This is a genomic window from Pedobacter nutrimenti, assembly GCF_003208655.1.
In the GTDB taxonomy this organism is placed as follows: domain Bacteria; phylum Bacteroidota; class Bacteroidia; order Sphingobacteriales; family Sphingobacteriaceae; genus Pedobacter; species Pedobacter nutrimenti.
In genome coordinates, this window is sequence record NZ_QKLU01000002.1 from 746549 (window position 1) to 771800 (window position 25252).

General features: G+C 39.2%; 24 protein-coding genes. 13 read left to right on the forward strand and 11 right to left on the reverse strand.

Going from position 1 to position 25252, the window contains the following annotated elements:
* Position 1: 1 nt before the first annotated feature.
* From B0O44_RS07970 to hemW, 7 genes are all read right to left on the reverse strand, one after another.
* A complete protein-coding gene (locus B0O44_RS07970) occupies positions 2–1099 on the reverse strand; it encodes a vWA domain-containing protein (protein WP_110829032.1) in 1098 nt (365 codons plus the stop codon).
* Positions 1100–1167: 68 nt separating this feature from the next.
* Complete coding sequence (locus tag B0O44_RS07975) at positions 1168–2049, reverse strand: carbohydrate kinase family protein (RefSeq protein ID WP_110829034.1); 882 nt, start codon at positions 2047–2049, stop codon at positions 1168–1170.
* 2 nt (positions 2050–2051) lie between these two features.
* A complete protein-coding gene (locus B0O44_RS07980) occupies positions 2052–2933 on the reverse strand; it encodes a cupin-like domain-containing protein (RefSeq protein WP_110829037.1) in 882 nt (293 codons plus the stop codon).
* An 89-nt stretch (positions 2934–3022) separates the two neighbouring features.
* Positions 3023–3904: a cupin-like domain-containing protein gene (locus B0O44_RS07985; protein WP_110829039.1), complete on the reverse strand. Its 882-nt coding sequence runs from the start codon at positions 3902–3904 to the stop codon at positions 3023–3025.
* Positions 3905–4127: 223 nt separating this feature from the next.
* On the reverse strand, positions 4128–4679 hold the full coding sequence (locus B0O44_RS07990; protein ID WP_110829042.1) for a fasciclin domain-containing protein: 552 nt from the start codon (positions 4677–4679) through the stop codon (positions 4128–4130).
* Positions 4680–4750: 71 nt separating this feature from the next.
* Positions 4751–5536, reverse strand: coding sequence for an SDR family oxidoreductase (locus B0O44_RS07995; protein ID WP_110829045.1), 786 nt, complete (start codon positions 5534–5536; stop codon positions 4751–4753).
* Between the two features lie 140 nt (positions 5537–5676).
* Positions 5677–6843 carry a radical SAM family heme chaperone HemW gene (gene hemW, locus B0O44_RS08000; RefSeq protein WP_110829047.1) on the reverse strand — a complete coding sequence of 389 codons (1167 nt, stop codon included), beginning with the start codon at positions 6841–6843 and terminating at the stop codon, positions 5677–5679.
* Between the two features lie 207 nt (positions 6844–7050).
* On the opposite strand from hemW, the gene B0O44_RS08005 reads away from it, so the two are divergent.
* The 8 genes from B0O44_RS08005 (at position 7051) to B0O44_RS08040 (ending at position 14096) form a co-directional block, all read left to right on the forward strand.
* Positions 7051–8124, forward strand: a complete 1074-nt coding sequence (locus B0O44_RS08005) for a site-specific integrase (RefSeq protein WP_110829049.1) — start codon at positions 7051–7053, stop codon at positions 8122–8124.
* Position 8125: 1 nt separating this feature from the next.
* Positions 8126–9061: a hypothetical protein gene (locus tag B0O44_RS08010; RefSeq protein WP_110829052.1), complete on the forward strand. Its 936-nt coding sequence runs from the start codon at positions 8126–8128 to the stop codon at positions 9059–9061.
* Between the two features lie 133 nt (positions 9062–9194).
* The gene (locus tag B0O44_RS08015) at positions 9195–9548 is read left to right on the forward strand and encodes a helix-turn-helix transcriptional regulator (protein ID WP_110829054.1); all 354 of its coding nucleotides are present in this window, start codon (positions 9195–9197) and stop codon (positions 9546–9548) included.
* An 11-nt stretch (positions 9549–9559) separates the two neighbouring features.
* The gene (locus tag B0O44_RS08020; RefSeq protein ID WP_110829224.1) at positions 9560–10753 is read left to right on the forward strand and encodes a primase-helicase family protein; all 1194 of its coding nucleotides are present in this window, start codon (positions 9560–9562) and stop codon (positions 10751–10753) included.
* A gap of 234 nt (positions 10754–10987) precedes the next feature.
* Positions 10988–11869 carry a toprim domain-containing protein gene (locus B0O44_RS08025; RefSeq protein WP_110829057.1) on the forward strand — a complete coding sequence of 294 codons (882 nt, stop codon included), beginning with the start codon at positions 10988–10990 and terminating at the stop codon, positions 11867–11869.
* A gap of 257 nt (positions 11870–12126) precedes the next feature.
* Entirely contained in the window at positions 12127–12504 is a 378-nt protein-coding gene (locus B0O44_RS08030) for a plasmid mobilization protein (protein WP_110829059.1), read from the forward strand.
* Positions 12494–13468: a relaxase/mobilization nuclease domain-containing protein gene (locus tag B0O44_RS08035; protein ID WP_110829062.1), complete on the forward strand. Its 975-nt coding sequence runs from the start codon at positions 12494–12496 to the stop codon at positions 13466–13468. The genes B0O44_RS08030 and B0O44_RS08035 overlap by 11 nt, the downstream gene beginning before the upstream one ends.
* A 31-nt stretch (positions 13469–13499) precedes the next feature.
* Positions 13500–14096, forward strand: a complete 597-nt coding sequence (locus tag B0O44_RS08040) for a hypothetical protein (protein WP_110829064.1) — start codon at positions 13500–13502, stop codon at positions 14094–14096.
* A 37-nt stretch (positions 14097–14133) separates the two neighbouring features.
* On the opposite strand, the gene B0O44_RS08045 is transcribed toward B0O44_RS08040, so the two are convergent.
* Positions 14134–14772, reverse strand: coding sequence for a histidine phosphatase family protein (locus B0O44_RS08045; RefSeq protein WP_110829067.1), 639 nt, complete (start codon positions 14770–14772; stop codon positions 14134–14136).
* A 287-nt stretch (positions 14773–15059) separates the two neighbouring features.
* Between B0O44_RS08045 and B0O44_RS08050 the strand changes: the two genes are divergently transcribed.
* From B0O44_RS08050 to B0O44_RS08065, 5 genes are all read left to right on the forward strand, one after another.
* Complete coding sequence (locus B0O44_RS08050; protein ID WP_110829069.1) at positions 15060–15686, forward strand: Crp/Fnr family transcriptional regulator; 627 nt, start codon at positions 15060–15062, stop codon at positions 15684–15686.
* A 263-nt stretch (positions 15687–15949) separates the two neighbouring features.
* Complete coding sequence (locus B0O44_RS08055; protein ID WP_110829072.1) at positions 15950–16939, forward strand: helix-turn-helix domain-containing protein; 990 nt, start codon at positions 15950–15952, stop codon at positions 16937–16939.
* A gap of 189 nt (positions 16940–17128) precedes the next feature.
* Positions 17129–17614, forward strand: coding sequence for a MauE/DoxX family redox-associated membrane protein (locus B0O44_RS08060; protein ID WP_110829075.1), 486 nt, complete (start codon positions 17129–17131; stop codon positions 17612–17614).
* A gap of 101 nt (positions 17615–17715) precedes the next feature.
* Positions 17716–17976 (forward strand): hypothetical protein, encoded by a 261-nt coding sequence (locus tag B0O44_RS25065; RefSeq protein ID WP_146229783.1) that lies wholly within the window; start codon positions 17716–17718, stop codon positions 17974–17976.
* Positions 17977–18030: 54 nt separating this feature from the next.
* On the forward strand, positions 18031–19083 hold the full coding sequence (locus B0O44_RS08065) for a hypothetical protein (RefSeq protein WP_110829078.1): 1053 nt from the start codon (positions 18031–18033) through the stop codon (positions 19081–19083).
* Positions 19084–19087: 4 nt separating this feature from the next.
* On the opposite strand, the gene B0O44_RS08070 is transcribed toward B0O44_RS08065, so the two are convergent.
* From B0O44_RS08070 to B0O44_RS08080, 3 genes are read right to left on the reverse strand one after another with little or no spacing between them, the layout of a single operon-like run.
* Positions 19088–20437 carry a TlpA family protein disulfide reductase gene (locus B0O44_RS08070; RefSeq protein WP_110829081.1) on the reverse strand — a complete coding sequence of 450 codons (1350 nt, stop codon included), beginning with the start codon at positions 20435–20437 and terminating at the stop codon, positions 19088–19090.
* Between the two features lie 23 nt (positions 20438–20460).
* Entirely contained in the window at positions 20461–21891 is a 1431-nt protein-coding gene (locus B0O44_RS08075) for a RagB/SusD family nutrient uptake outer membrane protein (protein WP_110829084.1), read from the reverse strand.
* A 13-nt stretch (positions 21892–21904) separates the two neighbouring features.
* Complete coding sequence (locus B0O44_RS08080) at positions 21905–25216, reverse strand: SusC/RagA family TonB-linked outer membrane protein (protein WP_110829086.1); 3312 nt, start codon at positions 25214–25216, stop codon at positions 21905–21907.
* Between the last annotated feature and the right edge of the window lie 36 nt (positions 25217–25252).

The following is a 25252-nucleotide window of genomic DNA, read 5'->3' on the forward strand; positions in this document are numbered from 1 at the left end:
CCTAACGGACTGTTTTTCTTCTGTTTTTTATATAATCTTCAAAAATATATTCCCCAAGACCGTTCAGGGAGCTGTAAAAGGCCCTTCCCCCATTGACTTGCGTAAATTCCCTCACAAATTCCTGTAAATAAGGATCTTTTGCAATCATAAAAGTGGTAATGGGGATGTTCAGCCTTTTACACTGTGCGGCCATATTGAGGGTTTTGTTGATCACCTTTCGGTCCAGTCCCATGCTGTTTTTATAGTAACGGCCATTTTCTTTCAAACAGGTTGGCTTGCCATCGGTGATCATAAAAATCTGCTTGTTATGGGTTTTTCTGCGGCGCAACAGGTCTACGGCAAGCTCCAACCCTGCATAAGTATTGGTATGGTAGGGGCCAACCTGCAAATAGGGCAGGTCTTTAACGGTAATGACCCAGGCATCATTGCCAAACACCAGCAGGTCAAGGGTATCCTTAGGATAACGGGTTTTGATCAGTTCGGCCAGTGCCATGGCTACTTTTTTTGCGGGTGTAATGCGGTCCTCCCCATACAAAATCATGGAATGGGAAATGTCAATCATCAGCACGGTAGAAGTGAGGGTCTTGTAGTCTTTCTCCTCTACCTCCAGGTCCCGTTCGGTCAGCGTGAAATTGTGGATCCCATGATTGACCTGTGCATTTTGAATGGAAGTGGTCATGTCAATCTGGTCCAGGCTGTCCCCAAAAGCAAACTCCCTGCGGTCTGCATTTTTTTCTTCCCCAATTCCCGAAACATTAGAATTGTGATTTCCTTTTCCCGATTTTTTCAGTTTCCCGAAGATCTCTTCCAGTGCGGACTGACGGATGGTTTGTTCTGTCTTTGCTGTGATCTCTATATCGCCGGTCTGGTTGTTTTCTTTGATGTAGCCTTTTTCTTTAAGCTCATCCATAAAATCGCCCATGGCATAGTCATTATTGGTAAACTTGTATTGTTTATCCAATTCATTCATCCAGGAAAGTGCTTCGCCAGCATCCCCTGCTGTATAATTGAGCAATTGCGTGAATAGCTTCAGGAGTTCTTCAAAACCTCCTTTTGGCAATTCACCGGGTATAAAGTCTGAAAAATGGAAACCCCTCATATCTTCTTATTAACGAATTACCGAAGGTAAAAGTTTGATGCTGAACTATTTTAAGCCTGATGTCATATTTAAGAATGGAAAAGGGCCGAAACCGTTGGGCTATAAGGCGGATTGGCACCAGGCTGTGAAGCCACATAAGCACCAACACTGCAGGCACGGTCCAGTATGGTTTCTATGGGGTAACCCTGCAGCATACTGCTGATATAGGTCGCCAGAAAAGAGTCTCCTGCACCCACTGTATCTGCCACAGTGGTTTTATAGCCCGGATGCCGGTATAAACGTCCTTGTTGCCAAACCATGGCTCCCTTGTCGCCCAGGGTAATGCAAATGGTTTGAATGCCAAACAAAACAGAAAGCTGTTTGCAGCTTTGTTCAGTGCTGTTTGCAGCCAGTTGCAGGGCGGTATTCAGGTAGGCCAGTTCCTCCTCGTTAATTTTTAACAGATCTGCAGCCCCAAGCAGGTGCCCCAGGGTATCCAGCTGATAGAAAGGCGGCCGGAGGTTAATGTCCATCACATTGAATTTGCTGTGTTCCAGCAGCGCGTAAATTGTGGCGCGGCTAAGCTCATTTCGGCAGGTTAAGCTGCAGTACACAAATACATCGGCTTGTTTTACAGCCTGAATGTTTTGCGCATTGAGCGTTATGGCATCCCAGGCAACAGGCTCGATGATGGTATAACTGGCCTGCTGAAGGTGATCCAGTTGCACCTGGACCGTACTGGTTGGCAGTAAAGGATGCTCCTGGACCAGGGCTGCAGAAAGCTGCTGCTCCTGTAAAAAAAGGAGCAAAGCTTTTCCGTTTTCATCCTGGCCAACGGCACTGATAAAAGCACTGTCTATCCCTTGCTTGTGCAGGTGCAGGGCCACGTTCATAGAAGATCCGCCGGCTTTTTTCTCTTCGCCGAACACATCCCATAAAATTTCCCCTACCGAAGTGACTTTATGTTTCAATTTTATTTGGGCTGATGGTTGGCAAGTGCCCTTTCTGCCCTTTTGATGGCCAGCCTTTCTCTGTATTGTGCATAAGGGGCTTTGAAAGCCATTTTCAGTACACTGTCCAGACCGCCTTTAATGGCAAGGTTAAATACACTTTGCGCTTTGCGGCTCAGGGAAGCATCCCATGCCCTTAAACTCAATGAGAAAGAACCGTCCAGGTATTTCATCCAATGCCACATCCCCGTTGGCATGAACAGGGTATCCCCGTGTTCCAGAAATACTTCGTAACCTTCCACGCCTTTTAAAGCCGGGAATTTTTCAAAATCCGGATTGGCTACATCATAATCTTCCAGGGCATAAGTGGCATTTGGAATGCAGTATAATCTTTTTTTCCATTTGTTGTCAAAAAGGATAATGTGTTTACGGCCACCGAAATGCGTATGGAAAAGGTGCGGCAAATCAATGTCGTAATGTAAAAACGTAACCGAATTGGAACCACCAAAAAACATGGCGGGCATGCTTTCTATAAAACCGCCCATCAGGTCTTTAGGGATAACGATATCGTCTACCAGACCGGGTACATGCTTAAAAAGATTAAAAAAGAAAATCCTGAGCTCGGTGGGCTGTGATTTGATCAGGTCAAGGTAATCCCCGAATTTCATATTGGCTACCGAAGCATTGATCGGTTTGGAGGGGTCTGCCTTGGAATTGTCCATCAGGCTTACATTTACTTCACCGGCAATTTGCTTTAAATAGTCGGTAGTCCACTTCTCTCTGGCTGGCCAGGATTTGGTTAAGCCCTTAATGATCAAAGGACGTCTGGCATCCAGATAATTCTTTTTGAAATCTTCCGGACTGATGTTTTCAACGGTATCTACCGGCTTTAAAATAAAGCTCATATAATTAAGAAAAAATGACTTGTTTAAACAAATGTCTAAATTAATTCTTAATAACGAAAAAAGTAGAATATTTATACCCGGATAAAAAATTATTCAGGATAGTTCTTTTCCAGGGCCTGTTTTGCCCTTTTCATGGCCAGCTGTTCTTTCCAGCTCATGTATTTTTCCCTGAAATTGCCCTTCATAAAGTCATCAAACTTTCTTTGCAGGGTCAGGTTATACAAACTTTTTGCCTTTACGGCCCAGGACTTGTCCCAGGCCCTTAAACTAATGGAAAAGGAACCATCCAGATACTTCATCCAGTGCCAGTAGCCAGTGGGCATAAAAAGGGTGTCGCCATGTTCCAGAAAGGCTTCAATTCCTTTTACACCTTTTAAACCCGGAAACTTTTCAAAATCCGGTTTTTCCACATCATAATCTTCCAGGGCATAGGTGGCAAAAGGAATTTGGTATAAACGCTCTTTCCATTTGTTTTCAAAAAGAATAACATGCTTGCGGCCACCAAAATGGGTATGAAAAATATGCGCCAGGTCGATGTCGTAGTGTAAAAAAGTCACAGAACCTTTTCCTCCAAAAAACATATTCGGATAACTGTCCAGAAAACCGCCCATGAGGTTTTTAGGTGCCATATAATCGTCCAGTAACTTCGGCGCATGTTTGATCGGGTCAAAAAGAAAAATCCTCAAATCGGTCGGTGTCTCTTTAATCAGGTCTATATAATCTCCGAACTTCATTTCTGCTGCCGAAGCATTAATGGGCTTGGAGGGATCTGCTTTTGAGCTATCATAAAGGGGTACCGTTTGATCCCCCACCACCGATTTCATATAATCCAATGTCCATTTTTGGTGCGCGGGCCATTCTTTAGACATGCTTTTAATGACCAGTGGTTTTCTTGTTTTCAGGTAGTGCTCTTCAAAATCTTCTTTTGAGATATGATCTACCGTGTCAATGGGTGAGAGATCAAACTTCATGTTAATATAATGTTAAGATTAACAAAGTTAAAAAAGGGTCAATTTTGTACAAGGCCAGCATTTAAAAATTGAAATTATGCTGACACAAAGGGGGTAATAGTCAGTTTAATGGGTTCCTCCATCTTTTAAGATACGAGTTACAGAGGAAAAAATGCCTTTAAATTCATAAAAAAAGGTACGCCTTTTTAAAGCATACCTTTCAGGGTGAGTTGCAACGGAAATATTATTTTGGCATTAAAACCGTATCAATAACATGGATTACACCGTTTTTCTGCATGACGTTGGCTATGGTCACGGTCGCAGTGCCGCCTTTTTCATCGGTCAGGACCAGTTTATCTCCATCCATGGCAGCCCATAGTTTTCCACCACTAACCGTTGTGAGCTCTGCTTTTCCATTGCCGGCTTTAATGGCTTTGGCAATGTCTTTGGCGGTCATTCTTCCGGCAACGACATGATAGGTTAAAATTTTAACCAGGGTGGCTTTATTTTCTGGTTTCAGTACCATATCCACTGTACCGGCAGGCAACTTGTCAAAAGCGGCGTTGGTTGGGGCAAAAACGGTAAAGGGACCATCACCTTTCAGGGTTTCCACCAGGCCCGCGGCTTTAACTGCAGCCACCAGTGTGGTATGGTCTTTTGAATTGACCGCATTGTCAATAATGTCTTTTGTCGGATACATTGGGGCACCGCCAACCATTGGGTTTTTTTGGGCAAATGTAGGGGTTGAAAATGCCAAAGCTACTAAGGCAATTGCGGATAAAATTATTCTTTTCATGAGTTCTGTTTTATACCAGCAGATACGAAGAAGTCTGAAGGGCAGATGTGAAAAAGAATAATTTTTAAATTTCAGGTTACTTTTGCTTTCCGCAGGTATTTTGAAAATCTTAAAGGAAACAACCTTTTAAATAACACCCCTTTTACCTCTTTCCCGCCAATGTAAACTTCTTCTTTTTTCGCCGCAATGGCCTTAACAATTTCCTGCGCGCAGTGTGGTGCAGACATTCCGTTTTCCTGTGCCTGGTCCATGGTGCCTTGCGCCTGGCCCGTGCTGGTCAGGGCATTGATGCTCACCTGAGTTTTGATAAAACCTGGGCAAACCAGCGTGATAAACACATTTTTATCATAAATTTCGGCCCTTAAGGAATCAAAATATCCATGCAGGGCATGTTTGGAAGCCGCATAGGCAGAGCGTAAAGGTGTGCCGAATTTACCCACCAGGCTGCTGATACAAACAATGTGTCCGCTTGATTTTTCAATCATGGAGGGCAATATGGCCTTGCTCAAGACCACCGTACCCCAGAAATTAATTTTCATGAGCCGCGCTTCAGTTTCATGTGCGGTTTCCAGCGCCAGGCCACGCTGACTGATCCCTCCGCTGTTGATCAGCAGATCAATTCTTCCGAAGATCCGCAGGGCATCCATTGCTTTTTGTTCCAGGCTTTCAGTCGCTTCCAGGTCCACAGGTAATACATGAACATGGACGGGGTTTTTACAATTGGATTTTACACGGTACAGTTCATCCCTGTTGCGGGAAGATAAAATGAGTTTAGCCCCGGCCTGGTCATACGCATAAACCAGCGCCTCGCCAATTCCGGAAGATGCCCCGGTGATCCAAACAACTTTATTTTTCATTCGTATTTCATTGTCTTTTAATGGTTATGAAGCGATCATGAGTTTTGTTTTGATGCTTTTTGGGATTGTAAACTCATGATGGTTTCATTAGTGTATAATATCTTTTTAATGGTTATGAAGCGATCATTCCCTCCTTGATTCTATTCGCTTTGTTTTTTGCTGCGGATAATGCTTTCATGTTCCTCAATCAGAAATAATTCAGAGGCAATATGATCTGCAAATAATTTTCCTTCGGGGCTTAACCTGAAGTGGTTTTCTTCCAGGTTTAACCAATGGTTGTCCAGGAAGGGTTTGATGTTAAAACGGGTCTCTTCCCGGTAAACTTTCCCAAAATCCCGTTCAATCTTTTCCAGATCGGTGCCCCACATGGTCCTAAGAGAGGTCATTAAATACTCGTTTAAGCGGTCCAGGTTGCTCAGCTCTTCAACACTTTCTGCCAGCTGATTTTTATCCAGTTTTTCCAGATAAATGGCATTATTGGCAATGTTGTGGTAGCGGTTTGTACCATCAAAACCATGCGCAGAAGGACCTATTCCCAGATAGGGAATGCCTCTCCAGTAATTGGTATTGTGTACGGCATAGCGGCCAGGCAAAGCGTAATTGGAAATTTCATAATGTTCAAAACCTGCAAGGGCCAGTTTGCGGATTAAGGTTTGAAACTGTTCTGCACTCTGGTCGTCGCTGATCGGGATTTGCCTGCCCTTTTTTATGTTGGCAGCAAGCGCTGTTTTGGGTTCTACGGTCAATGAATAAGCAGAAATATGTGGCACACCCAAATCAATGGCGGTGCTGATGTTTTGTTCCCATTTCTGGTCTGTCAGAATGGGATAGCCATAAATCAGGTCTATGCTGAGGTTTTCAAAACCAGCATCCTGGCTGCGCTTAATGGACGATTCCGCTTCAGCAGCATTGTGCGCCCTGTTCATCCAGCGCAGGTCTTCATCAAAAAAAGACTGTGTGCCAATACTGAAACGGTTAACAGGCAGTTGTTTGAGTTCTGCCAGTTTCGAGGCATTCAGGTCATCGGGGTTGGTTTCTATGGTGATCTCCGCTGCCGAAGCGATGGAGAAATGCTGTGTAAGGGTATCAAAAATCCTGTTCAACTGGGCTGCTGTTAAAACAGAAGGTGTTCCGCCACCAAGGTAAATGCTGCCCACCTGTCCGCTAATGCGGTCTTTTTTTAACAGGAGCTCCCTGCAAATGGCATCGGTCATTTCTTCTGTGTATTTCAGGGAAGTACTGAAATGAAAATCACAATAGGTACATGCTTTTTTGCAAAATGGAATATGAATATAAATACCGGCCATGTTATGAAGGTCGCTTAAATGGTAGTAGATCAATATAGAATATCATTGTTATTTGCTTCATTTTCAACGATTAATGCATTTGTTTTTTACCTTCATTTATTTTATTTTACCCTATTTTATGCCTATCTTGTTACTTATATGTTACTCGCTGAGTTTTTCGAGTAACACAAGTAACAAAATATGGTGTCACTTTAATGACGGAATCAGATGGTAAAGGTAAGGTATAAAAAATTGGCAAGTGGAAAGTATAGTGCATATTTAGATATTTATTCAAGTAACAGTGAGGATGGGCAACGAAATTATGAGTTCCTTAAAATCTATGTCTCAAAGGATTATTCTGATCCCAAAACAAGGATTGTAGAAGCTGACAAAGATAATATGAAGGTCATTAATGCCATCAGGAATACCAGGGAGACTGACACAAATTTTTCGGAGAATGGGTATACTAAGCCTGGTAAAATCGACTATAACCTTGTTAATTATTTCCGTCAATGTTTAAAGGCTAAATATAATTACAGACTTGAATGTCTTACCATTCAGCTCGAAAAATATTATGGAAGTAAAGTGGTTTATTTTCAAGATGTGGATGGTGAGTTATTGGATACTTTTCAAACTCATCTTCTTAACAATGTTACTCAGAACACCGCAAACTCTTACATGTGCACTTTTCGCCAGTACTTTAATAAGTTGATTACTAAAGGGATTCTTAAAGTATCACCATTTTGGACTTTCAAAGTAGTAGAAGAAGCGGAAGTTGAAAAAACAACCTTAACGATGGAAGAAGTAAGAGCACTCGCCCAATACACGCCTAAAAGAGGTAATCCTCAAATAAAGGAGGCATTTTTGTTTTCCTGCTTTACCGGATTGAGGTTGTCCGACGTGAAGAAATTTACCTATGATGAAATTGTTGGAGATGAAATCGTTTTTCGTCCTGCTAAGACATCAAAGAAAATTGTTCGAGTTCCATTAATTGATGATGCTAAAGCAATTATTGCCAGTCTGCCCAAACATCCAAAGAATTCAAAGGTTTTTTGGAATTTGCCATCTGGTCAAGTAATCAATACTTATTTGAAATTTTTTGGCTTGGGAGCTGGGATACAAAAGAATCTGCATTTTCATGCTGCCAGACACACATTTGCCACAATTGGTTTAACTTATGGCATCGATATATATACAATGAAGGAGTTGCTGGGGCACAGTAAAATTGAGATGACTCAGATATATGCAAAAATTGTAGATAAGAAAAAGGCAATGGAGATGGCTAAATTCCCAAAACTCTGATATGAAAAAAATATTCTTTGAAATTGGCCTTGTAATTATTTTATCGTTACTATATCTGCTTTTTCCAACGATACGAATAGCATTGATAGTCGCATTTAGTTGCTTGGCTATTTGGATTGTGCCAGTTCAATTGTTTCTCTCAATAAACTTGCAGAACTGGTTGAATGAATTAGGCGGACGCTTTCATAGACTTACTCCAGATGATCGATTAGCGCAAATAAGAGCTACTTTTAAAGGTCTGGATTTCATAGATGCTAGTAAACTGCGTAGATTTTATATCCATGTTAGCATGTTTCATTATGTACTGATGATCCTCTTTGCCCTTGGCTTTTTAATGATGGCAATATTTTTTTTATTTCTAGGGGTTATATTCCCAGATCAGAGCATGGCCCCAATCAGTCTGGTTGGATTTGTTATTACTGGTATTGTAGGCTACATTTTAGTAAACAATCTATTTCCAACAAGTGCCAAGAAGAATATTGATGCTGTTTTGTTTCTGTTTTGGAGTAAAGATTGGCGTAAGAAGCTGTTTGGTGGCGCCGAAGACGACGAAACTTTCAATCGCATACCTCGTAATTTCTTTAGCTATTGGTGCGTAGGAAAAACACGAGAAGAAAAAGAGATAAATTTTAGGACATTTATTAATGACTTAAACACTGCTAGTACAAATGGTCAGTTGTTTGCTATTAGAGATGATGGTAAAATCCTAATTAACGAGATCGCATACGCAGGATCATTTAACAAATCTTTTTCGGGCTTCTTGAAGTATTGCATTGAGGAAAGAAAAGTGCTTTCTAGCGATATTCTCCATAACAAGAAAAGACATTTACTGAGGGAAGTTTTTGCACTGGATAACTCAAAATCTTTGATCTTCCTAGAAGATAGCCGTATGAAGGCCGTCAGTGATGACTATGTAAAGGTCTATAGAGTGAAATAAAAATACCTAGTAAATCACTATTGTAAGTAAATTAACATAGAACCTTTTATTAGATCATTCGATAACGAACAACCGTTCGTATAGGTTTATTTTCTTCTATTTTTTTGCTTCCGTTAATCAAAACGGAGGTAAAATGAATATCAATGAAAACACCAGGCTAATAGATTTGAAAGTGTCCGATCTATTAATCATTCTTAAAGAAACAAATCCACCCATAGAGGATAAGGCGCCTACTGTAGCGTTCCCTGGAGATGATGAGATCGGCGGGTATGAAATCGCAGAAAAGGTGACGGGTTACGCTCGGCAGACCCTCTATCAGCTTAAGTCAGAAGGTAAAATTCCTTACATCGGATTGCCCAATGGTGGAATCCGGTTCTCAAAAAAGGCAATTTTGGAATGGCTTTTATCTCATAAAAAGTTGAGTGATGCTGAAGTTGCAGCCAAAGCAGAAAATTTTATTCTCAAACGCAAACTGCGTAGAAAATAATGGGGGGTAGCATGGAACAGACACACCCTTACATCCGCATCGGCACTGCTTATTACAAAACTGTCAGGAAGCCTTTGGCATCAGGAGATGCAATGGTTATGCTGATATCCTGGTCAGCAGAATGCATTAAACAGGATCATGGGAAAAGCTACTTGTCCGAAATAGAAAAGTATGATGGCTTCTGCTTTGTTCCCAGTCATTTAAACTATCAGAGAATAGTAGAGAATTTCTATAACCGTTATTATCCTTTTAAGCACAAGCCTAAAGAAGGTAAGCCTGTCCACAGTCTTGACTATCTCCAGCATATATTCGGTGAGCAGCTGGAGCTTGGCCTAGATTATTTAAAGCTACTGCTGGAACGACCAATGCAACGGCTCCCGATCCTTTGCCTAGTCAGTACTGAGCGCAATACCGGAAAGACAACATTCCTAAACTGGCTTAAGGCCATTTTTGGAGACAACATGACCATTAATACCAACGAGGATTTTCGTTCCAATTTCAATGCGGAATGGACGCAGAAATTATTAATTGGTGTCGATGAAACATTTTTAGAACGACGGGAGGACTCAGAAAGGCTTAAAAACCTGAGTACAGCTACATTCTACAAAACTGAAGCAAAAGGAATGGATCGGCAGGAGACTGAATTTTTTGGCAAGTTCATCCTTTGCAGCAACAACGAAGACAACTTCTTGATCATTGACCCAGGTGAAACAAGGTATTGGATCAGAAAAGTTCCGGTGCTTGTGGCTGATAATCCGCATTTGCTCGCAAAGTTGAAAGAAGAAATTCCAATGCTGGTATATTATCTGACAAAACGGAAGATGATCACCTCCAACCAGACCAGGATGTGGTTTAGCCCGGAACAGATCTTCACTCCAGCTCTGAAAAAAGTAATTCGTCAGAACAGGGTGAAACTGGAGGTGGAGCTTGCTGGAGTGCTGCTATCGATAGTAGACGATCAGGAATTGAAGGAGATCCGCTTTTGCATCGGAGATGCACAAGGATGGCTTACCCGCAGGGGCATCCGAAGCCCCGATACTACCTCGATCAGAAGAGTACTGCAAAACGTGTGGAATTTAAAGCCAGCATCCAATTCCTTTATGCAATACAAATTTTCTACCGAAGGAAATTTATATGAACAGGCGAGTAAAGGCAGATTTTATACACTGGATATGGAAACGATTTTAAAACTAAATGATTATTGATGATTTGATGATAAGTAATATAATTAATTGATTATAAATAAAATAACTGTCATCAAAACTTCATCATCACTTCATCAAAAAAGATGCTGATGAAGAATAACTGAGGAAACAAAAAATGATGATGCGTTTGATGAACATTTGATGACGCTACAATAAACTGTAATACAGTATATTAGTGGTGCTGTTCATCAAATCATCATAAAAATAGAGTTCAAGCCCTATAAAGAAATTAGTATGAGCAATTTAACATGTGAACAAGCAAGGTTAATTCCAATAGTAGAATACCTGAATAACCTGGGTTTCAAAGCCCAAAACACAAGAGGCCACAATCATTGGTATATCTCTCCATTTAGAGATGAAAAACATGCATCCTTTAAAGTAAATAGCCTTCGGAATATATGGTATGATTTCGGTGAAGGATGTGGTGGAAACATCATTGATCTTGGTACCCGTTTACATCAATGCAGCGTTGCCGACCTATTACAAATGCTTGCCGGATCAACATATACTCCGGTAATGATTCCAGTCGATAGAGCCGCCATTGAAAAACAAGAAGAGGAAAGTAAGGTCAAAATTATTAGCACCTCTGATCTGGCGGATCATAGGTTACTTGCCTACCTGAAGAGTCGAGGGATTAACCTGGCAATTGCCAAACAGTATTGCAAGCAAGCTGACTTTACTATATATCAAAAAAAGTATTTAGCTGTTGCCTTTGCCAATAGATCAGGCGGGTACGAACTCCGCAGTTCAGGGATTAAGGTAAGTTCATCCCCAAAGGATTTTACGCTGATCGATAACGGATCAAAGAACTTAAAATCAACGGAAGGGTATACAGATTTTTTGTCGCTGTTGACTATGCACCCTAAAGACCATACCGATTTTAATTATTTGATTTTAAATTCGGTAAACATGCTCTCCCGGACATTTGAAATTATGGGAGAACATAAAAATATCTTCACCTATTATGACCAAAATAAAGCCGGAAGAAAAGCAACGGATCTGGTCATGAATACCTTTAAGAATGCCGTTGACGCATCCGTCTTTTATCCCAAGCATGAGGACGTTAACGACTATTGGGTTGCCCAACTCAGTCGAGGGAAGCCCACGTCGTTTTGATGTTATGCACGAATATTCAGATATAATATAAAGGTGAATCTCGATATACCGGGCCTGATACCAGAGGCTTTAATCCTATTTACAGTTCACACGAAGATAAGGTGAACCGCCAATCTGTTCGTATCCTCACTATTGGCGGTTGGTAAGGAGCGAGTTAATGTTTTTGCTATACAAAAACTCCCCGGCACCCCAAAAAGGTGCTTCGGGGAACTCGCTCCCGGTGGTCGACATTTCAAACACTTTAATGAAGGAAATTAATGACAGCAACACAATCTAATACCAAAGACAACAATAAGCGTCTGCCAGGCAGACCAAAAAAATTGATCAAAAAAAGTAATTTGCTGATGGTAAGGATGACTCCTACTGAACGCCTGTTTATAGAAAACAAATCTAAAGCTGCCGGAATGAAATCCAGCGAATGGTGTCGCAAAGCGGCGAAAAGTGCAAAGGTAGTTCCACGTTTTTCAACCGAGGAAGTTGGCTGGTTCAGGGATTTGTCAGGCTTGTCAAACAACCTCAATCAGCTGACACATCTAGCGCATGTTAATGGACTATTTAGCCTGGCTTTAAAGTGCCAGGCACTACTGGTTCAAATAGAAAGTTTGTTAACTAAAATAAGTAATCATGATCGGTAAACCAATCACTGGAAAAAGCTTTGGTGGCTGCGTCCGGTATCTCCTGGATAAACCAGATGCGAAAATCCTTTCAGCAGAGGGGGTGAGGATTCAGGATGCAAAATCAATTACGCAGGATTTTAATTTGCAACGCAAGTTGCGGCCAGGTCTGGGAAAGGCTGTGGGGCACTTGGTACTCAGCTGGAGCAAAGAGGATTTGCCCAAGCTCAATGATGAGGTAATGGTCGCAAGAGCGCAGGAATACATGAAAAAAATGGGAATTGCGAATACACAATGTTTAATTGTAAGGCATCATGACAGGGAGCATCCACACTTGCACATCGTGTATAATCGGGTTGATAATTCCGGTCAGACAATTACTGATAAAAATGATTACCAACGCAATATAAAAGCTTGTAAAGACATCACATTAAAGTATGGCTACCACCTTGGAGAAGGCAAAGAACTGGTCAACCGTCTCGCCTTGAAAGGAAAAGAAAGTCTGAAATATGAACTCTATGATTCCATTAAAAGTGCATTGAAGCAGTCGATCAGCTGGAAAGGATTTGAAAGTAAGTTGAATGCGAAGGGAATAGCTGTAGCCTATAAATACCGTAGTGGAACCAATGAGGTGGAAGGTATTTCGTTTGAAAAGGGAGCCCTAAAAATGAAAGGTTCTTCAGTAGATCGTAGCTTCAGCTTTGCCCAATTAGATAGACAACTGGACAGGAATTATCAGGTAAAACAGTACCAGGAAGCATTAGCAGCGAATAGGCCTTCTCTGGCTGATCAGTTGAGGGAAGCAATCCGAATTGACGTCCAAGCGGAACATCAGCACAGCCATGACCGAGGGGAAAGTTTATTGGATATTTTGTTTCGCAGTGAATTTATTCCAGCGCAATCAGATCCCATTGGTGATGCAGACAAACGCCGTAGAAAAAGGAAGAAACATGAGGCCGAACAATCCCAAGGCGTAACCAGATAAGTAAATATTTAATCCCAAAAACCCACCTAGTATGAAAGAAATAGAAGAAAGAGTAAACATGTTAGAAGAATTATTTGAAGGATTTGTTGAAAGAGTAAAGGTCTTAGAAAATGTAGTGCCTGAATATTTAGACACCTTTTTAAAACATTATAACAAGTCCATGACTGATATCTATGGACAGATTGAAAAATCAAATAACAGATATGATCACTCTAAAATTCAACAAAACATCGATGAGGTCAAGCAAATTCTGGCTTCAACTCCGAAAGTTATAACAATAAGAAACTCCCATCATTTCGGGGCATGGTCGAAAAATCTGATCATCGGTGTAGTGGTTTGCATTTTATTGACCACAAGTTCGGTTGGAACAGCCTTATACCTGAACCACCGTAACAATAGGCTCAATGATGAAGCCTATAATTTCTGGCTCATCAGGGCGCTATATCCTGAAGCGGCCAAAACCATACTCACCAAGCTAGAGGAAGATCCAAACGCTCTGGTGGAAATGGCGAAAAAGGAGATGGCCAAACAGAATGCCATTATAGCAGCGCAGGCACAGGCTGAGCAGGCAGAAAAACAGCAGCAAGCGGCGAAAGAAAATTTGAAAAAAGCCAAGTCAGACCAGTAATCATAACAATAGAGGGAGGCGATTTGATCAAATCCCTTTATGTTTTTTCTATGGATTGTAAATTTGGATTTATAACCATCCATTTCTTACCATCATATTCGCACTTGAAAATCGCCGTATTTTCAACAGAAAGCTTGCTCATTTTGTCCCTGAAATAGCGCATACTTTGATTGTCTATATTCTCGTTGCTAGTCTGGATATATTGACATATCGCCCGGATTACATGACCATGCACAAATACCAGAATAAAATTTTCGTTCCGGTTTTGCAGTCGCTTAATTCCATTAATTACCCTGCCTTTAAAGTCAATAAATGACTCTGCGCCTGTTCCATGAACATAGGTTGCCTCGCTCTTATTCCAGTAATCTCTTACCCAGGGCTTGCGATCTTCTACAGTGGTGCCAATACATTGAGCTGGAGACAGAAAATCATATTCCTGGAACGGCCAAACTTCAATAGGCACATCTGGAAACTTAACCGTTGTTGGCTCGGCAGTTTGTTGAGTGCGAAGGTAGGGAGATACTACAATTAATTCAGGCCGCTTTTCTATAGTTTTAGCCAGGGCTTCTGCCTGTAATTCCCCCTTTGATGTTAGAGGTATAGTTCCCGGATCAGTAGTAGGCAAACCGGCATTAGCCAAACTTTCACCATGCCTTATAAACCAAACGTCTTTCATTAAATATTAAAAAGTTCAAACCTCACAAATATACGTTACCATACATATATTCTCAGGGGGGACTTTTACAATTGTTACATTGGGCCAATGTTAAATATTTGGTTGTTACAATATTTTCCTTAATATTTGCTTAACTGACAATTATTTAACAAGAAAACAAATTCAAACCCATATTAGGTATGATTAGATAAATCATTTTTTCATAAATACATCTACTCCATTAATCCTCTCTCCTAGATTTTTTGCATGATCATGTAATAGATACTCTTAAATCTAAATATCCCCCTATGAAAAATCATCCCACATTCAACAAAATATTGCCCATATCTGACGAAGCTTTTATTATCCTAATTGAAGAAATGAGGCATTTTCTTCAATTGAACGCTGGGTTTATTAGAAAACTCAAAACTGTACTTTATGAGGTAAATTATAAGAAAGACCATAAACTTCTTATAAATAAAGAAAGGCAGGAAATAGTTTGGTTTTTGATCGATGGTGTCGTTAAAGAAACGAATGTTGATACGCAGTCCGATAAGAAAACCACGGTATGGTTTTGGTTTGCAAAATCATTTATCTACGTCACTCCGGGTTTTTTTGACAGGGAGCCTTCTCAAAGCATTGTCACTGCCGGGTGCAATTGTAGAGTAATATTTATTAGTTATGAGGATTGGAAAGCACTAAAAGACACTTTTGATACTACCGATACAGTAACGGAGAAGATTAGGGGAGCATACAACGTTTTGAGACGGGAACATGCGAGTAATATTTCAACATTAAGCATAACGGAGCGCTATATTAAATATAAAGATAAATTGAACCTGCTATTCCCTCATTTCTCACTCAAAGACATTGCGGAATATATGGGTATGTCCGCAGATAGGCTGAGCGGGCTAAGGAAAACCCCAGGTCTTTAGTCCAGGCACTCTTCAGGGCAATGGGCTTTCAGATTGATCAATTTAGTCTAAAATGATTGAATTTTCCGACCGTGGTCGGGTTTTCTGTATTTAAAACTTCGGAAATTTGTATTAACCAAGTACTGACGACCATGTTTTATTTCCAATACAATATTTCCCTTATACTATACAATACTAATAGCGGAAGGATAATGAGGGGTGGTGAAATCCAACAAATGTCGGTATTAAGAACTATAAGTTTTCTCTGTTAACCTCTTACTTTTATGAAAACGCCCTTCAAATTTGAACTAGATACTGAAATTCCATTAAGAATTTTAATTAGAAGAAAAAGAAACTCGGTATCAAAACATACGATTTCTTATGCTAGGGTAAAACTAATTCGTTATAAGTCTATTAAGATTTTAAGACAAACTTTTAGTGGGTTTGCTTTCTACCTAGAACTAATTACTCATTTTGTAAAAAAAAGAACCCTTCTTACAGTAAAGGTAGCACAGAATTCACTTGTATTTGTTTATGCTTTAAAAGATGATTTAACCATTGCTGTTTCGGAACAGCCCGAACCGATTGTCATAGTCAAAGGACAATGTTTTGTCCAGACTGTTCCAGCTGGTGTCTATAGGTGGAATGCTGACCCCGGAAAAATGAAGTTTGTATATTTTGTACTTAGACCCACATGGTTACTGAAAATGAGGGATGTCTATCCTAAGTTAGCTGCCATCGTGAAAGAAATGCAAGATGTCAACGCCGTCAATATGGTATTACCACCTTATGTAATGACCAGGCATACGGCAAGGCAATTAGACAAGTTAAGGAATTGTAAAGCAAGTACAGTCGTAGATCTTGAGGAGAATTTACTTCATGTTATCAATATGCTGATTGCTGAATATCACAACCATTTGTTAGCCCCTGTGGTAATACCCTATAAATCGCCTAAGCAGATTATTTACGAGGCACGAGATATGATCATAGAGCAAGTTGAAAATGGTATTATACCAAGCGTTACGGCAATTTCATCCCAATTTAACATAGAACCAAAGGCATTGCGCAGACATTGCAATAGGATTTTTAACATGAATATCCAGGATTTAGTTGAGGATGCACAGATGAAAAAAGGACATTCACTAATACATCAAGGAGTAAATATTAAAAGTGTTTCGGAAAGACTTGGTTTTGCTGAAACGGCAATATTTTCACGCAAATATAAAAGGTATTTCGGCTATTCTCCAAGTAAATTACAATCTGCTGATAACTAAAACCCTTTAGATATAGCTTAAATGGCTATTTTGTCCTTTTCAGTCAACATCATTTTGTCCGTTTCGGTCAACGTCTTATTAAGAAATCTTGCTCAATTTTATAATACCCAACAGGGATGATTGAGTGCCAGATGTTCTGATAGAATATAGGTAGTTGAATTTTAGAGATTTAAACTGAAACAATTGACAATGATCAGCATAGTAACAAAACTTGGAAAATTTAATTTAACAGAGATTAAAACTCTTTTTCCGAAAAAGGAAACAATAGTCTTTATCATCAGCTGTTTATTCTTCGCTTTATATATGTATGCTGCCGCAAACAAACTAGCTGACTATCAGAAATTCAAAGTTCAATTGGGCCAATCACCAATTCTAGCTCCGATCTCTGGCCATGTGTTATGGTTTATTCCTGGCATCGAAGTGTTAATCTCGGTATTGCTAGTGGTACCCAAGACAAGATTAGTTGCACTTTATGCATCATTCAGTTTGATAGTGATGTTTACATCATATATTGTTGCAATACTCAATTTTACAGAAAAAGTTCCGTGTGCCTGCGGTGGAATTTTTGAATCCATGCAGTGGAAGGAGCATTTTCTATTTAATATATTCTTTATAATTCTTGCCGTAACTGCCATAATACTACAAACTAGTTTAATAAAAAAAGACGGAAAATAACTGGTATAAAATACCTGTATAAAATATTCATTTTAAAAGTAGATGGATCAGGGGATGCCCAAAACCTGAAAGAGAGTAAGCACTAACAAAATCCTATTACCATGAAAAGATTACTTTTCACATTTGGTCTACTGGCAACAGTTGCTGTAGGCTCGGCGTTTGTTAACGCCAACAATTTAAGGACTACGCTGGTTTATGGAACACTAAATAACAGTGGCCCATGTCCTTCGCAAACACTGGAAATCCCCTGTAACCCTACAGAGATTGATAACCCTGTTTGTACAAACCAGGAAAGTCAGACGCTATTTACCCAGGCGTCAGGTCGTTGTAATGTTCCTTTATTTCAAGATGACCAACCATAATAAAAAAATACCCTGTAGCCCAGAAAGCTGCAGGGTATTTAAATTAATAGTATTATGAGAAAAGTAATTACTAATCTGAGCATCGCATTTATTGCTTCAATTATTCCAATAGGAGTTTTGGTATATGGATATACCGTTAGGATGAAAGAAATTACCTATGACTTTGAACGGAAAATCATTACACCTGCCAAAGACGTTAAAATGAAGAACATAAAATATAATTCTTACTATTTTGCGGGACAATTAGGCGAGCGTATATATTTAGGTAATTATACAGCCAGTAGGCACGTATTAGAAGTAAGTACTTCACTTGCTGATACACAATCGAAGACAATTTCCGTCGACAAAATGTATTTTAAGCCAAAGGGGAACTATAATCTGTATGTTGACAATAATAGATTTTATATGCTGAACGGGTTGGAACGATCCATTTTGTCAGGTGATAATAATAGCTGGGTTGCCAGGAAGGACAAGATTTTTGTACCCTACTTTACGCAAAGCATTCCCCTTAGTAATAGTAGTGTTGTTTATCGCATTAATAGTGCAAAAACAGGATACAATAGTCTTAGAAAAGAATCTTTACTAGGGCGTATTGATAATGAGACAGCTTTGAAAAAGCAAATTGACGGTGTCTTTTGCACAGATGGTAAATTGGAATATAATAAACATCTGGGCATTTTTACATATATGTATTATTACAGGAACCAGGTGTTGTTATTAGATACAAATCTAAATGTAATTGGAAAAATCAAGACCATAGACCCAATTGATACGGCAAAATTCCAGGTTTCAAAGATAAACGCTAATAAAGCGAGTACTTTTTCTAGCACCCGCTTATTAGTTAATGCTAGATGCTCTACCTGGAATAATTATTTATTTATACAATCGAAACTGATTGGCAAACACGAAGATGAAAATTCTTTTAAGACTTCAATTGTGATTGATGTATATGATATTCCTAGGAGTATATACCTGTATTCATTCTATCTTCCAGATTTAAACTTTGACCCAATACGACAATTCAAGGTAATGGATGGTTGTATCATTACCCTAAGCGGCAATTTTATTGTAAAGTATACAATAAAATTACCACCTATGAGATCATGAGACTTTATAAATTATCATTGTCACGAATTACTAATACGTCCACCTCACGTTCCTGTAATGAAAATTCTAGACCGTGTTTTGATAGCATTTGGCTGACTAGATTTATATCTTCCATATTAGAGCCGTCAAAATTAATGGTGCCAAGTAGCCCTGTAAAGTTCGTTTCATCAATTATAGGATATCGCCCTAAATTAACATTGAAACTGGCAAGACGCGAGCCGAGTAAATTCAAAAGTTGTGGTACAGAAACATTATTAATATCCAATTTGAATTTGGTAATAACATCCCTTTTTTTCCCATTTTGGTATATAGTTAGAGGGTGTTTATTTCGAGATAGAATGAGGCACTTTTTAGTACGCTTTTCCTTTAATGTAGTAAATCCAAAATATTGTTCAAGATCTGCTAACATTTTTTTTTGCAAATTTTCCACGGAGACATTTTTGGCTATCCTTAGTTGAATAGTATACCGACTGCTACGAGACCCATCCTTGCTATTGATAATTTTAGTGGAATCATTCATTTCAATAACAGTTTTTGCCGCTGGAAAAGAAACAGGGGTTTTGTCAGCAGCCCACTCATGCCACTCACCACCCCATAAAACCCTTATCATGGCTAAAATAGAATGATTTGAAATATAGCCATAAGATAGGTGATCATTAGTGTAAAAACCTGCGTATGTTGGTATATCTGCTGAATATGGATTGATAATACTGGTAAAAATAGCATTCGCTCCATTATCTGCCCCAACGCCGTTTCCATTAATAAATAGTGGTTTGGAAAAATCTGCGGACACACGTTCATCAGTTTTGGTAACTAAGTTCATATTGTCATTTGCAATCGTTTTTCTGATTGTAAGTTCATTTAATTCAGGCCCACCAGTTATATATTTTACAGTTCCAGATTTATCCACCCAAACAACGTGAGGTAATGAATAGTGAGGAAATAGTACCCTTAACTGTTTGTCTCCATTTGCCATTAGCAAATCCATCTTGTAACCAAATGCTTTTTCTCGCTTACGGACAAAGTCTTTAACTTTGTTGGTATCCGATTGTTCCGTATTAACTAATACAATTTGAACTTGATCCTGAAATTCTTTCTGCAACTTTAAGAGTTTTGGCCATGAGCCTATGCAGGCAGAACAGGTGAAGTTCCAAAAATCCAAAATCAAAATTTTATTGTTGAACCCGTTCAGCTTAACTGCGGGGGACGGATAATTTAGCAGATTTGTTAAAGGATAATCAGGTACTTTGTCACCAATTTTTATTGGGCTTACATTTGGTGAATTAGTTTGTGTAAATCCTACCTTACAAAATAAAAGGCATAGGGATAGCCAGACAATTGGTTTAGTTTTCATTTTTTTATGTTTTAATTAGTTTTCTATTCGTATCCTATGTTCTGTCTTAGATTAGGATTATTATTTAGCTCTGTAATTGGAATAGGATAAAGAATGTCGGTATTTTGCCAGTTTGTACCTTTGGTTACTTTAAGAACTTCATCGGCTCTATTAGTCCGTTTAAGGTCTAACCATCTATGTCCCCATTCAGAAAAAAACTCTACCCTTCGTTCCTTTTCTATAGCCGTTAGCGCATCGGCTTTGCTGAGATTAACGGAAAAGTCGGGGATTGGAATCGGGTTGTCTACAGTAGGCTGGGGCCTTGCCCGTTTACGAATAACATTCAAATCCCCGATACCAAGTTCAATTTGATTGAGATTGATAAATGCTTCTGCCCTTATTAAATATTGCTCCGCTAATCTGAGCACCATTGAATATTCATTACGAGGGGTTGATCCCGTTTTAATTTTGTATTTAAAAGGATAATACCAAGATGATGTACCACTTGTAAATTTCCCTATCCAATTTGCCAATCTTTTATCCCCTGGTTCAAACGCTTGAATGAGATTTTCACTTAGCGTTGTTTGGTTTGCGGTTCCGGGAGCAGATGTTAGGATAAACAATGCGCCTTCATTGGTATTAATTGACGCTGAAGTAGGTGCAAACTGCAAAATAGTCTCTTGGCTATTTTTTAAAAATACCTGGTTTAAATCATCTACGATTTTATAGGCATCGGTTTTTGCAATTACTTCAGATGATTGTTCGATTGCATTTGCCCATTCATGGTGATATAAGTACACTCTTGCTAAAAAAGCTGTAGCAGCCCACTTATTCGCTCTAATCCGTTCGGTGGAGGGATACGCATCTTTTAACAATTTTTTTGATTCTAATAGATCACTAATGATTTGCTCATATATTTTGTCTTTCGTACTCGAAAAAGCGACTGCATTAATTCTGTAATCTGTAGTTAGAACTATTGGTACTTCACCGAACAAATTGGTAAGATAGAAATGACAATATGCCCTGATAAATTTTGCTTCACCTTCTAATTGCTCTTTGGTTGATATTGAAAGTTGATTGGAAACTTTCAGATTATCCAGGATAACATTAGCAAAGTATATGTACTGATAGGAGGCTTGCCAAAGCCCTGATCGTAGAATTGTATTATTGGCTGTCAAATTGTTAGTTGAAAACTGAGTATAAAATTCAGATGAATTGAAATTATTAAACTCATCAGAAGATAAACCTACTAATCTGGTTATACTATTGGCTGCTCCACTTGCAAAGTTGCCGCTGGTCATCATTTGTGCGTATAAGCCCCTAACAGCAGAAATAGCTGTTTCATCACTACTGTAAACAGTTTTACTAATGAGCTGATCTGATGGCGGATCAATTTCGACAAAATCCTTGCAGCTATGCAGAAACAAGGCAGACGTAATCAGCAGGTATATGATATTTATTTTAAATGGTTTCATATTCTTCGATCATTTATAATGTTAATTGTAACCCCATAGTAACAGTCCTTAAGGTAGGTAGCGTTCTAACTATTCCTACTTCAGGATCACCCATGTAATTTGAAATGGTAAATACATTCTGCCCTTGCAGGTATAACCGAACGTTTGTTAGCTTAATTTTTTGTAGCCAGCTAGTTGGGGCATCCCAGGATAGAGATATATTTTTAAGTCTAATAAACGATGCATCAACTAAGCGATCTGAATTAATTAGATATGTGCTAATTCGTTGAGCGGCTGATCCTGTTCCAGTGTTTCGTGAGAATTTCTGAAAGTTTTTATTGTCGCCGATTTCTTGCCACCGATCTAATTGATGTTGCGGCTGATTTGCCAGTATTCCAGCAGCAGCAAATTGTGTAATGGGGTCTCTTAGCGTTTTGTCTACAAATTGAAAAAAGAAGTCGAGCTGGATATTCTTGAGTTTTATGCTATTATTTAGGCCGCCAAAAAAGTGACTGGTTAAAGGTTTTGTTACGAAAATTCGATCTGTAACATCTAACCCATTGCCATTTATATCCTCAAATGAATATAGTCCTGTTGTTTCATCAACTCCCAAATAATGATAGGCTATTGCTGAATACATTGATTCCCCTATTCTATATGTATTTGCATAACTCGACCCTTGTATATTAGGGTAGTCTATTAGTTTATTTGTGGGGATAGACAAATTGAAAGAACTTTTCCAAGTAAAATATTTGGTGTTGATATTAGTCGAATTGATCTCAAACTCCCAACCGGTATTTTGAACAGTTGCCGGAAAATTAGACTGAATGCTAGGAAATCCTGATATATCAGGCAATGAGTAACCCACAAGTTGGTTTGAAGAGCGATTGCGATACCAGCTTGTCGTAATTGAGAATGTATCCTTAAAAAATCCAAGTTCTATTGAACCCTCTAACTTTCTATTTGTTTCCCAGGAATAGTCAGGATTTGCAAGCCTTGTGGGAATAAGTCCGCTACCGTCCTGATAAGGTCTTGAAGTAGGTGAATAAGTGTCCAGATACCCATAATCCGAAATTTGATCACTTCCAGTGATACCATAGCTCCCCCTTAATTTACCAAAACTTAAGAATGGGAAACTATCTTTAATGAGATTCTCTTTAGTGAATATCCATGCAGCACCTATTGCGCCGAAGTTAGCAAATTGTTTATCTGGCCCGAATCTACTTGATCCATCCCGTCTGCCAGTGACATTTATAATATATCTACTTTTCCAATTGTAATTAATCCTTCCAAAAACAGCATTATAGTTGTATTGTGAGACTCCAGATGCTCCACCCTGTATCGGTGCCGCTGAAATGCTTCCCAGCAATAGATCGCTCGTATATCCGAAACCATAAACATATTCGGAGCGTTGATTATTCTTTTGAAATGTGCTGCCAATGAGTACATTTAAATCCCCGTTGCCAATCTTTCTTTGATAATCAATCTGAGGTTCTATGATCCAAGTTTCAATGGTGTTATTCGAAATGTCATTGCTTCCCGTTGGAGCGGTTGCAGGGTTTGCGGAACTTATTCTGTATAGCACATTTTCCTTTAATCGGATATTGGTATACCCAAAATTGCTTTTTAGCTTAAGGCCTGGTAATAATTGATAACCCATAACACCATTACTAATTGATGTATTTGTTTTTCCAACATAATCGTTAAACATTGGAGCAACTGGGTTATCCCAGGTCGAAGCGCCGCTACTATTTAAAGCCCAGTTGAGTTTGCCGTTTTCATCATATATATTTGGTGCATTTGGGGCAAGAGTAACGGCACTGCTTGTTAAATCTCTAATAGGAGAATTATTGTAGTTAATTGTATAATTCAAGGAAAAGTCAGCAGTAAATTTCTTATTATTCGAGATGTGATTAATCGTCAATGCTCCTGATCCCTTTTGATCGGAAAAATCACCGGGATAGACTGTTGTTTGTTTGCTATAATTACCTCGGAATCCGAATCTAGTTTGCTCATTCCCCCCACTAATTCCAGTTTGAATACTTGTATTGTGAGCAGTACCACCAATTAAGATGTCTTGCCAATCACTGTAACTATTTTTATCCCATGTGCCATTTACATCGTAATCTGTTTGACCTGGCGTAATACCGTCATTTTTAAATGCTTCATTCCGCATTTCTTGGTATTGCGCTGTATTCATTAAGTTGAATCTTGACCCAATTTTTGAAACACCCCTGAATATATTAACATCCAAAGAAGTTTTTCCAGCCTTAGCTCTTTTGGTAGTGATGAGAACTACACCGTTTGAGCCTCTTGACCCATAAATGGATGTAGCATCAGCATCCTTCAGTATTTCAACACTTTCTATATCGGCCGGACTGATATAGTTTAAGGGACTTCCAGTCCCACTAATCCCGCTTACTCCAAGTGTTAGTAAATTCATACTTGAAGAAGGGTACGGTATACCGTCAACTAAATATAATGGGTCTCTGCCGTCAGCTCTGAGACTATTTCGGCCCCGAATTTCTATGCTAAATCCACCGCCATTTATGCCGGACTGTTGCTGAATGTTTACTCCAGACATTCTGCCTATTAATGCCCCCATCACATTGTTTACAGGTTGATTTCCAATATCTTTTGCTGTAACTCTCGAAATTGATCCAGTTCTTTCTCGATCCTTTACGGTATAATAACCTGCATTTATTTCAATTTCTTTTAAATCACCAGTCGCCAATTCCAGTTTGATCGTGCCAACATTCTCAGAAGCAGGTATTTCTTTGGATTGATAGCCAACATAAGATATAACCAATATTGCATCCTCAGCAACATTTTGCATAAAAAATCTACCCCGATGGTCAGTTCTGATGCTGGTGGTGCTACCTTTAATTTTTACAGTTGCCCCGACAAGTGGTAATCCTGTTTCATCAATAATGGTTCCCTGGATATCTATATTGCTGAATTTATCTGCAAGCCGTTGAAATAGCGATGTTTTTTTTGCAGTTATTATGATGTTTTTCCCTTTAATCGAGTAAGTAAGCGGTTGGCCTTTAAAACATTTATCTAGAACTTCAGTAATACTGGCCTTAGTAACTGAAATAGTAATCGGCCCAACTTTGGAAATCTGTTGTTCCGAATAAGAAAAATCATAGTCACTTTGCATCATGATTTCTTCGAAAACAGCGCTAATGGATACATTTTGCTTGTTTAAAGTAATGGTTTGTGCTTTGGATGAAGCCGTAACCTGTATCAAGGGTATGATCAAGAAGAGAAAACTTAGCTTCATAATGATCAAAAATTTGGCAGTGCAGCTCCTGGCGGGCGCACCGTATAAGTAAATATTGTACATTTGTCTCGGTTTAGTTGATCGTATCGTGTTATCGCA

Coding starts and splice junctions, on each gene's coding strand:
- B0O44_RS07970 (WP_110829032.1), bottom strand. CDS start 1,099: ATGAGGGGTTTCCATTTTTCAGACTTTATACCCGGTGAATTGCCAAAA.
- B0O44_RS07980 (WP_110829037.1), bottom strand. CDS start 2,933: ATGAGCTTTATTTTAAAGCCGGTAGATACCGTTGAAAACATCAGTCCG.
- B0O44_RS07985 (WP_110829039.1), bottom strand. CDS start 3,904: ATGAAGTTTGATCTCTCACCCATTGACACGGTAGATCATATCTCAAAA.
- B0O44_RS07990 (WP_110829042.1), bottom strand. CDS start 4,679: ATGAAAAGAATAATTTTATCCGCAATTGCCTTAGTAGCTTTGGCATTT.
- B0O44_RS07995 (WP_110829045.1), bottom strand. CDS start 5,536: ATGAAAAATAAAGTTGTTTGGATCACCGGGGCATCTTCCGGAATTGGC.
- hemW (WP_110829047.1), bottom strand. CDS start 6,843: ATGGCCGGTATTTATATTCATATTCCATTTTGCAAAAAAGCATGTACC.
- B0O44_RS08005 (WP_110829049.1), top strand. CDS start 7,051: ATGGTAAAGGTAAGGTATAAAAAATTGGCAAGTGGAAAGTATAGTGCA.
- B0O44_RS08010 (WP_110829052.1), top strand. CDS start 8,126: ATGAAAAAAATATTCTTTGAAATTGGCCTTGTAATTATTTTATCGTTA.
- B0O44_RS08015 (WP_110829054.1), top strand. CDS start 9,195: ATGAATATCAATGAAAACACCAGGCTAATAGATTTGAAAGTGTCCGAT.
- B0O44_RS08020 (WP_110829224.1), top strand. CDS start 9,560: ATGGAACAGACACACCCTTACATCCGCATCGGCACTGCTTATTACAAA.
- B0O44_RS08025 (WP_110829057.1), top strand. CDS start 10,988: ATGAGCAATTTAACATGTGAACAAGCAAGGTTAATTCCAATAGTAGAA.
- B0O44_RS08030 (WP_110829059.1), top strand. CDS start 12,127: ATGACAGCAACACAATCTAATACCAAAGACAACAATAAGCGTCTGCCA.
- B0O44_RS08035 (WP_110829062.1), top strand. CDS start 12,494: ATGATCGGTAAACCAATCACTGGAAAAAGCTTTGGTGGCTGCGTCCGG.
- B0O44_RS08040 (WP_110829064.1), top strand. CDS start 13,500: ATGAAAGAAATAGAAGAAAGAGTAAACATGTTAGAAGAATTATTTGAA.
- B0O44_RS08045 (WP_110829067.1), bottom strand. CDS start 14,772: ATGAAAGACGTTTGGTTTATAAGGCATGGTGAAAGTTTGGCTAATGCC.
- B0O44_RS08050 (WP_110829069.1), top strand. CDS start 15,060: ATGAAAAATCATCCCACATTCAACAAAATATTGCCCATATCTGACGAA.
- B0O44_RS08055 (WP_110829072.1), top strand. CDS start 15,950: ATGAAAACGCCCTTCAAATTTGAACTAGATACTGAAATTCCATTAAGA.
- B0O44_RS08060 (WP_110829075.1), top strand. CDS start 17,129: ATGATCAGCATAGTAACAAAACTTGGAAAATTTAATTTAACAGAGATT.
- B0O44_RS25065 (WP_146229783.1), top strand. CDS start 17,716: ATGAAAAGATTACTTTTCACATTTGGTCTACTGGCAACAGTTGCTGTA.
- B0O44_RS08065 (WP_110829078.1), top strand. CDS start 18,031: ATGAGAAAAGTAATTACTAATCTGAGCATCGCATTTATTGCTTCAATT.
- B0O44_RS08070 (WP_110829081.1), bottom strand. CDS start 20,437: ATGAAAACTAAACCAATTGTCTGGCTATCCCTATGCCTTTTATTTTGT.
- B0O44_RS08075 (WP_110829084.1), bottom strand. CDS start 21,891: ATGAAACCATTTAAAATAAATATCATATACCTGCTGATTACGTCTGCC.
- B0O44_RS08080 (WP_110829086.1), bottom strand. CDS start 25,216: ATGTACAATATTTACTTATACGGTGCGCCCGCCAGGAGCTGCACTGCC.